The organism is Nocardioides sp. NPDC047086 (assembly GCF_040643685.1).
In the GTDB taxonomy this organism is placed as follows: domain Bacteria; phylum Actinomycetota; class Actinomycetes; order Propionibacteriales; family Nocardioidaceae; genus Nocardioides.
This window is the reverse complement of the sequence record NZ_JBEYUV010000016.1, coordinates 106,798-115,101: the sequence shown is the minus strand read 5'-3', so window position 1 is coordinate 115,101 and position 8,304 is coordinate 106,798. Positions and strand designations below refer to the sequence as shown.

The 8,304-nt window shown below is 67.1% G+C and carries 11 protein-coding genes and 1 tRNA gene; 2 read left to right on the top strand and 10 right to left on the bottom strand.

Features of this window, described 5'->3' with window-relative positions:
- Positions 1 to 112 precede the first annotated feature (112 nt).
- On the bottom strand, positions 113 to 415 hold the full coding sequence (locus tag ABZ796_RS13945; protein WP_045549525.1) for a co-chaperone GroES: 303 nt from the start codon (positions 413 to 415) through the stop codon (positions 113 to 115).
- A gap of 54 nt (positions 416 to 469) precedes the next feature.
- Positions 470 to 727 (bottom strand): DUF3618 domain-containing protein, encoded by a 258-nt coding sequence (locus ABZ796_RS13940; RefSeq protein ID WP_357337561.1) that lies wholly within the window; start codon positions 725 to 727, stop codon positions 470 to 472.
- 81 nt (positions 728 to 808) lie between these two features.
- Here ABZ796_RS13940 and bcp point away from each other — a divergent pair, with 81 nt between their 5' ends.
- Positions 809 to 1,279, top strand: coding sequence for a thioredoxin-dependent thiol peroxidase (bcp, locus tag ABZ796_RS13935; RefSeq protein WP_357337560.1), 471 nt, complete (start codon positions 809 to 811; stop codon positions 1,277 to 1,279).
- Positions 1,280 to 1,294: 15 nt separating this feature from the next.
- On the opposite strand, the gene ABZ796_RS13930 is transcribed toward bcp, so the two are convergent.
- The 3 genes from ABZ796_RS13930 to ABZ796_RS13920 all read right to left on the bottom strand — a co-directional run bounded on the left by ABZ796_RS13930 (position 1,295) and on the right by ABZ796_RS13920 (position 2,377).
- Positions 1,295 to 1,696 (bottom strand): hypothetical protein, encoded by a 402-nt coding sequence (locus ABZ796_RS13930; protein ID WP_357337559.1) that lies wholly within the window; start codon positions 1,694 to 1,696, stop codon positions 1,295 to 1,297.
- Positions 1,697 to 1,807: 111 nt separating this feature from the next.
- Positions 1,808 to 1,889, bottom strand: a tRNA-Leu gene (locus ABZ796_RS13925).
- 50 nt (positions 1,890 to 1,939) lie between these two features.
- Complete coding sequence (locus ABZ796_RS13920) at positions 1,940 to 2,377, bottom strand: DUF805 domain-containing protein (RefSeq protein WP_357337558.1); 438 nt, start codon at positions 2,375 to 2,377, stop codon at positions 1,940 to 1,942.
- Between the two features lie 92 nt (positions 2,378 to 2,469).
- Between ABZ796_RS13920 and ABZ796_RS13915 the strand changes: the two genes are divergently transcribed.
- A complete protein-coding gene (locus ABZ796_RS13915) occupies positions 2,470 to 3,069 on the top strand; it encodes a nucleoside triphosphate pyrophosphatase (protein WP_357337557.1) in 600 nt (199 codons plus the stop codon).
- Here ABZ796_RS13915 and ABZ796_RS13910 read toward each other — a convergent pair.
- The 5 genes from ABZ796_RS13910 to ngcE all read right to left on the bottom strand — a co-directional run bounded on the left by ABZ796_RS13910 (position 3,026) and on the right by ngcE (position 8,280).
- Positions 3,026 to 3,631 (bottom strand): GtrA family protein, encoded by a 606-nt coding sequence (locus ABZ796_RS13910; RefSeq protein ID WP_357337556.1) that lies wholly within the window; start codon positions 3,629 to 3,631, stop codon positions 3,026 to 3,028. The genes ABZ796_RS13915 and ABZ796_RS13910 overlap by 44 nt on opposite strands.
- Positions 3,632 to 3,725: 94 nt before the next feature.
- A complete protein-coding gene (locus tag ABZ796_RS13905) occupies positions 3,726 to 4,904 on the bottom strand; it encodes an acyl-CoA dehydrogenase family protein (RefSeq protein WP_357337555.1) in 1,179 nt (392 codons plus the stop codon).
- A 52-nt stretch (positions 4,905 to 4,956) separates the two neighbouring features.
- Positions 4,957 to 5,844, bottom strand: coding sequence for a carbohydrate ABC transporter permease (locus ABZ796_RS13900; RefSeq protein ID WP_357337553.1), 888 nt, complete (start codon positions 5,842 to 5,844; stop codon positions 4,957 to 4,959).
- Positions 5,841 to 6,866, bottom strand: a complete 1,026-nt coding sequence (locus tag ABZ796_RS13895) for a sugar ABC transporter permease (RefSeq protein ID WP_357337552.1) — start codon at positions 6,864 to 6,866, stop codon at positions 5,841 to 5,843. The genes ABZ796_RS13900 and ABZ796_RS13895 overlap by 4 nt, the downstream gene beginning before the upstream one ends.
- Before the next feature lie 4 nt (positions 6,867 to 6,870).
- Positions 6,871 to 8,280 carry an N-acetylglucosamine/diacetylchitobiose ABC transporter substrate-binding protein gene (gene ngcE / locus ABZ796_RS13890; protein ID WP_357337551.1) on the bottom strand — a complete coding sequence of 470 codons (1,410 nt, stop codon included), beginning with the start codon at positions 8,278 to 8,280 and terminating at the stop codon, positions 6,871 to 6,873.
- Positions 8,281 to 8,304: the final 24 nt, after the last annotated feature.

Sequence of the window (8,304 nt, the reverse complement as noted above, 5' to 3'; positions counted from 1 at the left end):
GGACTGTGGCGTGCGCGAGAAGGTCGACTTCGTGCCTCTCGCCTCGGACTCCGTCATGACGAGCCGACTCGGCAGGGATTCCTGTCAGGATGAGCCGACTCGGCAGGACTTGCTACAGGTATAGACCCGTGGACTCGTCCGCGATCCGCTCCGCGGCAACCGCGTGCACGTCGCGCTCGCGCATCAGGATGTAGACCTCTCCGGCGACCTCGACCTCCGGCTTGTCGTCGGCGTCGAAGAGCACCCGGTCGCCGATCTCGACGGCCCGCGCGTGCGGGCCGACCGCGACCACCCGGGACCAGGTGAGCCGCCGGGCCGCACCCATGGCGGCCGTCGCCGGGATGACGATGCCGCCCGAGGAACGACGCTCACCGGCGTCGGACCCGACCTCGACCAGCACCCGGTCGTGGAGCATCTTGATGGGGGTCTTGTCGGTCACGTCCGTCGTTGCCTTGCCGGTGGGGAGTGGTCAGTTGACCTTGGTGATCTTACGCAGCGTGGCCATGAGCACGACGGCGCCCACCACCCCGCCCACGGTCTTCGCGATGTTGCCCATCTTCGGCTCGCCGGAGACCGGGTCAACGTAGACGGCCTTGAAGGCCGCCACCTGGCGCTGCACGATCGTCTTCGGCCGGCCCCGATAGATCAGCTCGTCGATGGTGCCTGCGAGCCGTTCGCGGATCTCTTCGATCTCGGACTCGAGCGAGGAAGTCTGGTCCTTGGACATGCGCAGACCTTAGCAACCGGCGTACGTCCACGGCGTGCTCCACCGCTGCGGTTCGCTCGATCTCTTGGGTAGGTTGGCTCCATGACGCGTCTCGAGCCGGGCGATGTGGCCCCCGACTTCACTCTTCCCGACGACACCGGCACGGAGGTCTCGCTCAGCAGCCTCCGCGGCCGCAAGGTGATCGTCTACTTCTACCCCGCCGCGATGACCCCCGGCTGCACCAAGCAGGCCTGCGACTTCACCGACTCGATCGACTCGCTGAAGGCCGCCGGCTACGAGGTCATCGGCATCTCCAAGGACAAGCCCGCCAAGCTCGCGAAGTTTCGCGAGCGTGACGGGCTCACCATCACCCTGGCCTCCGACGAGGACCTCTCGGTGCACAAGGCGTACGACGCCTATGGCGAGAAGAAGCTCTACGGCAAGGTCGTCGAAGGTGTCATCCGCTCGACCTTCGTGGTCGACGAGGAGGGCAAGATCGAGGTCGCGCAGTACAACGTCAAGGCGACCGGTCACGTCGCCAAGCTCCGCCGCGACCTCGGCCTCGCCTCGTAATCCTGCTGCCGGGTCCTACTGCTGGTCGTCGGGCTTCTTGAAGTCCGGCGGAGGAGGTACGTCCCCCGGGATCTCCTTGGGCGGCTCGACGACCACGGGGCCGGCGCTCCACCTGGCACCGGTCTCCTTCAGCCACTCGCCCGCGTGGGCGGCGACGTCCGTCGCGGCCTCGCCGACCTGGAGCAGGCCCGACAGGGCCTGGTTGCGTGGCGTGTCCGCGTCGGGTGCCGACGCCACCGCGGCCCGCTTGGCCTCGATCTGAGCCTTGAACTCGACGGCCTTCTCGATGGTCTTCTCGCCGCCGGTGACAAGGTGAGGTGCTGACTTCACCTTCGCGTCCTCAACAGCAGGCTTGGCGCCTTCGACGCCCTTCTGGACGCCATCGCGCCAGCTGGACGCGTTCTCCTTGAACGACATGACTTCATCCCTCTCCTGGATGGGGTGCTGTTCTTCCATCCTTGAGGGTCAGGGATCTGTTGTCCATCAGGATCGACCCTGGGACGCCCCGGGTCGGACCCGGAATCTGTGTGCCGAAGGCGGGACTTGAACCCGCACGCCCTGGAGCACAGGAACCTAAATCCTGCGTGTCTGCCAATTCCACCACTTCGGCCGAGCGACGATCAGTCTAGGGACTGATCGTCGCTCGTGGTTAGCCGCCGGTCAGGCGAGGTTGTACTTGTCGCCCTCGGCCTTCTCCGGGAGGGCCCAGAAGACGATCAGCACGATCCAGCCGATGCACGGCAGGAGCCAGAGCAGCTGCCACCAGCCGGAGCGGCCGGTGTCGTGCAGGCGGCGGGCGCCGACGGCGAGGGACGGGACCAGGATGGCGAGCGCGAAGATTCCGCCGATGATGGAACCGGCGGTCGAGTCGGCGCCCAGGAGCAGGTTGATCGCCATGTTGACGACCACCGAGAACAGCCACGGCCACCAGAACTCGGAGCGGCTGGCGCGGCCCTCGAAGGAGGCGTACTTCTTGAAGAAGCGCACGATGGCGTCGCGGGGCGACGCGCCGCGGAGCGGCTGGCTCAGCGGAACTTCCCCCACGGGGCCAGCGCCGTACGGCTGCTGCGGGGGCGGGGGCGGCGGGTAATCCGTCACTTCGGATTTCTCCTCATAGAGATGGGTTGGATGTGCGAAACCTAGTCGGGACGGACTCCGGGGTAAAGGACCTTTACCTCTAGGGTTGAGCCATGACCACGCTGGTCCTCGCTTCCAAGTCCCCCGCCCGGCTCCAGACGCTGCGCAGCGCAGGTGTCGAGCCTGTGGTGATCGTCTCCGGTGTCGACGAGAGCAGGCTCGACGGGCTGCCGCCGACCGAGCTGGCGCTCGGGCTCGCCGAGCTCAAGCGGGACGCCGTCGCCGGCCGTCCGGAGGTGCCCGAAGGGGCGCTTGTGCTGGGGTGCGACAGCGTCCTGGAGCTCGATGGGAAGCCGCTGGGGAAGCCGCACGATCCCGAGGAGGCGGCCCAGCGCTGGCGGGAGATGCGGGGGCGCAGCGGCGTACTCGTCTCCGGGCACGCGCTGGTCGACACCGCGACGGGTCGGCGGGTGTCGCAGACCGCTGCCACGACGGTGCACTTCGCCGACGTGAGCGACGAGGAGATCGCTGCGTACGTCGCGACCGGTGAGCCGCTGCACGTCGCGGGCGCGTTCACGATCGACGGGCTCGGCGGAGCGTTCGTGACCGGGATCGAGGGCGACCACCACAACGTGGTCGGGTTGAGCCTGCCGCTGCTACGCGATCTGCTCAGCCGGCTCGGTCATGCGTGGCCTGCTCTGTGGAACCGCTGACCGGCTCGCGGCGCTCCGGGCCCATCAGGATCGTCTTGTCGTCGGTGAAGCCGAGCGCTTCCGCTTCCTCCTCGACGCTGCCGTAGACCTGCGTGTAGCGGATGGGCCGGCCGAAGACGAACTTCCGGAAGAGGAAGAACCGGGCGATCTGGCCCAGCAGCACGCCGATCACGTTGGCCGAGAGGTTGTCGGCGATCGCGCTGTCCCAACCGATCACGGTGCGGGTGACGTACAGGCACGCGATCGGCAGCAGCATCGTGACCGCGTTGATCACGACGTAGGCCGTGAACCCGCCGTCGGGGTGGTCGGAGACCCGGTGACGGAACGTCCACCGGCGGCTCAGGTCGTAGCTGATCAGCATGCCGACCGTGTTGGCGATGACGTAGGCCGGGATCGGCTGACCGTTCATCGGACCGGCGCCCAGGAAGAAGCCGTGGACCAGGCCGTTGAACAGCACGAAGGCGACTGCGGTCGCGATTCCGCCGACCATCATGAAGCGGACCACCTCTCCGAAGAGGCGGGTGCGACGCAGCCGTCCCAGCAGCTGTCCCCCGAACACCATGTGGCCACAGTAAAGGGTCAATGGTGAGATGGCTCTTGATTACTTCGCGGGTTTCGTTCAGCGTGCCGTAAGATTCGCGCCTGCTCGACGGGCTCTACTCCACAGGAAGACCGAGACCTCTGGCGATCAGCATGCGCTGCACCTCGGAGGTGCCTTCGCCGATCTCCAGGATCTTCGCGTCGCGGTAGAAGCGAGCCACCGGATACTCCTCCATGAACCCGTAGCCGCCGAAGACCTGGGTGGCGATGCGGGTCGCGGTGACGGCCGACTCGGTGGCGTACAGCTTGGCGGCGGCGGCCGCCTGCTTGAACTCCTTCATCGTCACGGCACCCGAGTCCAGCCCGGACTTCATCGCCGCCGCCTCGTACGTCAGCAGGCGCGAGGCCCGCAGCATGACCTCGAGATCGGCGATCTGGAAGGCCACGCCCTGCTTGCGGCCGATCGGGCCACCGAAGGTCTGCCGCTCCCCCGCGTACTCGAGCGCCATGTCGAGGCAGGCCTGGATGCAGCCGACCGCGAGCGCAGCGATCGCGACGCGGCCGTCGTCGAGGGTGGCGAGGAACTGGGCGTAGCCGCGGCCCCGCTCGCCGAGGAGGTGGTCGGCCGGCACCCGGGCGCCGTCGAAGGAGAGCGGGTGGGTGTCGGAGGCGTGCCAGCCGAGCTTGTCGTAGGCCTTCTCGGCGGTGAACCCCGGCGTGCCCGAAGGGATCATGATGGTGCTGATCTCGGGCTTGCCGCTCTCGCGGGTGCCGGTGCGCGCGGTGACGGTGACGACCGAGGTGATCGAGGAACCGGAGTTGGTGATGAACTGCTTGGCACCGTCGACGACCCACTCGTCGCCGTCGAGGACGGCCTTGGTGGCGGTCGCGCCGGCGTCGGAGCCGGCACCCGGCTCGGTCAGCCCGAACCCGGCCAGCTTCTTGCCCGCGACGAGGTCGGGGAGCCAGCGCTCCTTCTGCTCGTCGGTGCCGTAGGTGAGGATCGGGTTGATGCCCAGCCCGACGGCGGCCTCGAGCGTGATCCCGATCGACTGGTCGACGCGGCCGAGCTCCTCGATCGCGACGCAGAGCGCGACGAGGTCACCCTCACCCCCGCCGTACGCCTCGGGGGCGGTCAGGCCGAAGAGGCCCAGCTCACCCATCTTGTGCACCACATCGACAGGGAAGTGGTGGTCGCGGTCCCACTGCGAGGCATGGGGCGCGATCTCCTTCTGGGCGAAGTCACGGACGACAGCACGCAGCTCTTCGTGCTCGGGCTGGAGAAAAGCAGTCACGCACCCCAGGTTAGCGCTTATTAACCTGGGGTGCGAGACCCGCGTCACATCTCTACCGGAATGTTCCCGTCGAGACCGTCCCGGCGATGCGCCGCTGGAAGATCAGGTAGACGACCAGCACCGGAAGCACGGTCAGCACCACACCGGCGAAGAGCGCGCCGAAGTCGACGTTGTAACCCGCCTGGGACGAGAACGACGCCATCCCCTGGGTGAGCACGTAGTTGTTCCGGTCGGTGTTGAGCGCCACCGGGAGCAGGAACTGGTTCCACAGCCCGAGGAAGTTGAAGATCGCCACGCCGGCCATCCCGGGTGCGGCCATCGGCAGCATGATCTGGAAGAACGTGCGCCACTCGCCCGCGCCATCCATCATCGCGGCCTCGTAGACGTCGTCGGGCAGCGTCTTGAAGAAGGCGTAGAGGAAGAAGACGGTGAACGGCAGCGCGTAGGCCACGTACGTCAGGATCAGCCCGGGCAGCGTGTTGAGCAGCCCGATGCCCTGGAGCACGAAGAACAGCGGCACGATGACCAGGAAGATCGGGAAGGTCAGCCCGGCGAGCATCGAGTAGTAGATGACCCTGCGTCCGAAGAACTCGAACCGCGCCAGCACGTAGGCGCACATCGCCCCCAGCAGCATCACCAGCACCAGCGCGGTGCCGACGACGATGACGGTGTTGAAGAAGTACGTCCCGATGCCGGCCTTGGTCCAGGCGCTGACGTAGTTGTCGAAGCTCCACTCCGCGGGCAGGGAGAACGGCGAGGACAGGATCTCCTTCGACGTCTTGAACGAGGAGAGCACCACCCAGCAGAAGGGCACGATGACGATCACCGACCAGATGATCAGCATCGTGTGCGAGGTGCCGGCGACCAGTGCGTCGCCGGGCGTACGTCGCCGGCCGTCGGAGCGGGCAGCGACCGGCTTGTCCAGAGTGACGGCGCTCATCGGCGTACGTCTCCCTTCTTGTCCCGTCCCCCAGCGAAGTGGAAGACGACGAAGACCAGGGCGGCGAAGAGCAGCGTGACCAGGGCGAGCACGACGCCCATGGAGGTGGCGTAGCCGAACTGGCTCTTCTTGAAGGCGGTGTTCATCAGGTGCTGGCTCATCGTCAGTGTGCTGTTGGCAGGGCCACCGCCCGGGGCGAGCGCCGCCATGAAGACGTAGGCATCGAGGGTGAGGATCCCCAGATAGATGTACGCCGTCTGCACGTTGTCACGGATCGAGGGGAGCGTGATCGAGATCGCGGTGCGGAAGCGGCCGGCGCCGTCGATGCGGGCGGCCTCGTAGATCTCCGCGGGGACGCCCTTGATGGCGGCCACGAAGAGCACCGTGTAGAAGCCGATGCTCGCCCAGATGATCACGAACATCGAGGCCGGCATCGCCGCACGCACCTCCCCGAGCCAGGCGTAGTCCTTGAACCCGTCGAGGCCGATGCCGGTGAGCAGGCCGTTGAGCAGGCCGGCGGCCGGGTCGTAGACCTGCGCCCAGAGCAGACCGATGACGACGGCCGGGACGGCGTAGGGGAAGAAGGAGACGACCCGGTAGAAGCCGGAGCCGTTCAGACCGCGGACCTGACCGGTGCTGGGACCGGCGGTGGTCACGACCACCGCGATCGCCAGGGCCGCGACAAGGGTCACCAGCGGCACCACGATCGTGAGCAGCACGTTGTTGCGCAGCGCCTTGAGGAAGGTCTCGTCGTCGAGGAGCTTGGCGTAGTTGTCCAGGCCGACGAAGTTCATGACCGGAGAGAAGCCGGTCCAGTCGGTCAGCGAGTAGAAGAGGGCCTGCCCGATCGGGACCACGACGAAGATGACGAAGACCGCGACCGGGAGGCCGAGGAAGACCGTCATGAACAGTGCCCGGTCGAGGGTGAGCTTGCGGCGGCGCCGGCCGGGGGCGGCCCCCCAAGGGTTCTCCTCGGAGGGGCCGCCGGCCGTCTGGGCCATCGTGGTGGATGGGTCCGGCATGGTGTCAGGAAACCTTGAGCTTCTCGATCGACGAGTCGTCGGCGACCTTGTCGAAGATGCCCTGGACAGCCGTGGTCAGGCCCTTGACGTCGAGGTCACCGGAGAGGAACGAGTTCCACACGACCAGCTCGTCGGCGTTGGTGCCGTAGTAGTCGTAGAACTGGAAGTTGAAGGTGTTCTCACCGGCGGCGTCGAGCATCGCGCTCTGCGACTTCAGCGCCGCGGAGCCGAACCCGTCGGCAGGGATGGTGTCCTTGACGATGGTCGGCGCAAGCTTCGTCTTGGCGAAGTTGGTCGCGGCCTCCTTGGACAGCATGGCGCGGAGGATCTCCTTGCCGCCGGCCGGGTTCTTCGCCTTGCTCGGAACGATGAACGCCTCACCGGCCGCGGCACGAACGGCCTCGTACGGCAGCGACGGGCTGTCGCTGAGGACGAACTCCGGGATGCCGGTCATCTCGAAGCCCTCCTTGGTCGCGTCCTTCATCTCGTTCTCGATCCAGCCACCGCTCGGGTAGAGGAGCGCCTGCTGGTCGTTGGACCACTTGGCCTGCGCAGCGGTGAACTGGGTGCCGGCACCGCCGGGCACGAACATGTCCTGCTTCACCATCTCGCCGAGCTTCTCCAGGATCCCCTGGATGACCGGGTGGGACCAGGCGCCCTTCTCGAGGTTCTCCAGCGCGAGGCGCACCTCGTCGCCGCCCTCCTTGGCCGCCGAGTCGATCACCAGGGTGCGGTAGTAGGTCGCCGCCTCCTTGCCCCAGACCCAGAGGTACTTCTTCTTGGCCTTGGCCTTGGCGCCGAGGTCGAGCGCCTCGTCCCAGGTCTTCGGCGCGGTCCAGCCGTTCTCCTGGAAGAGCGAGGCGGAGTACCACACGCCGTAGAGGGTCATGACGTAGTTGATCGCCACGAACCGGTCGCTGTAGGTGCCGGGGTTCTTCACGTTCGGGTAGAGGGTGTCCTCGATCTTGACGCCCTCGTAGCTGTCGGCCTCGAAGACGTCGTCCAGCTCCTCGAGCTGGGCGGCGATCGAGCTGAAGCCGATCAGGTCCGCACCCGAGTTGTCGATCAGGTCCGGGGGCGTGCCGCCGACGAAGCGCGGCTGCAGCTCCGTGGCGATCTTGGTCGTGGCGCTGACCTTGATGTCGGCGTCCGCGAACTCCTTGCCGACGACGCCCGCGGCGAACTCGACGTAGTCGTAGCCGTAGCCACCGTCGAAGATCACCGCGTCGACGGTGCCGTCCTTGGGCATACCGAACGGGTTGGACGCCGACTTGGTGCCACCGCCGGAGTTGTCGGTGTCGCTACCGGGCGCGCCACACGCGGCGAGCGCTCCGGAGAACGACACGAGCGCCGCGCCGGCGAGGGTGCCGCGCAGAAGGGTCCGGCGGTCGAGCCGGTGAAGCTGCTGGGACATCGTGCTGCCTTCTTTCGGGTGGGT

Excerpts from the sequence above, each read along its gene's own strand:
- ABZ796_RS13945 (WP_045549525.1), bottom strand. The coding sequence starts at position 415 with ATGCTCCACGACCGGGTGCTGGTCGAGGTCGGGTCCGACGCCGGTGAG.
- ABZ796_RS13940 (WP_357337561.1), bottom strand. The coding sequence starts at position 727 with ATGTCCAAGGACCAGACTTCCTCGCTCGAGTCCGAGATCGAAGAGATC.
- bcp (WP_357337560.1), top strand. The coding sequence starts at position 809 with ATGACGCGTCTCGAGCCGGGCGATGTGGCCCCCGACTTCACTCTTCCC.
- ABZ796_RS13930 (WP_357337559.1), bottom strand. The coding sequence starts at position 1,696 with ATGTCGTTCAAGGAGAACGCGTCCAGCTGGCGCGATGGCGTCCAGAAG.
- ABZ796_RS13915 (WP_357337557.1), top strand. The coding sequence starts at position 2,470 with ATGACCACGCTGGTCCTCGCTTCCAAGTCCCCCGCCCGGCTCCAGACG.
- ABZ796_RS13910 (WP_357337556.1), bottom strand. The coding sequence starts at position 3,631 with ATGGTGTTCGGGGGACAGCTGCTGGGACGGCTGCGTCGCACCCGCCTC.
- ABZ796_RS13900 (WP_357337553.1), bottom strand. The coding sequence starts at position 5,844 with ATGAGCGCCGTCACTCTGGACAAGCCGGTCGCTGCCCGCTCCGACGGC.
- ABZ796_RS13895 (WP_357337552.1), bottom strand. The coding sequence starts at position 6,866 with ATGCCGGACCCATCCACCACGATGGCCCAGACGGCCGGCGGCCCCTCC.
- ngcE (WP_357337551.1), bottom strand. The coding sequence starts at position 8,280 with ATGTCCCAGCAGCTTCACCGGCTCGACCGCCGGACCCTTCTGCGCGGC.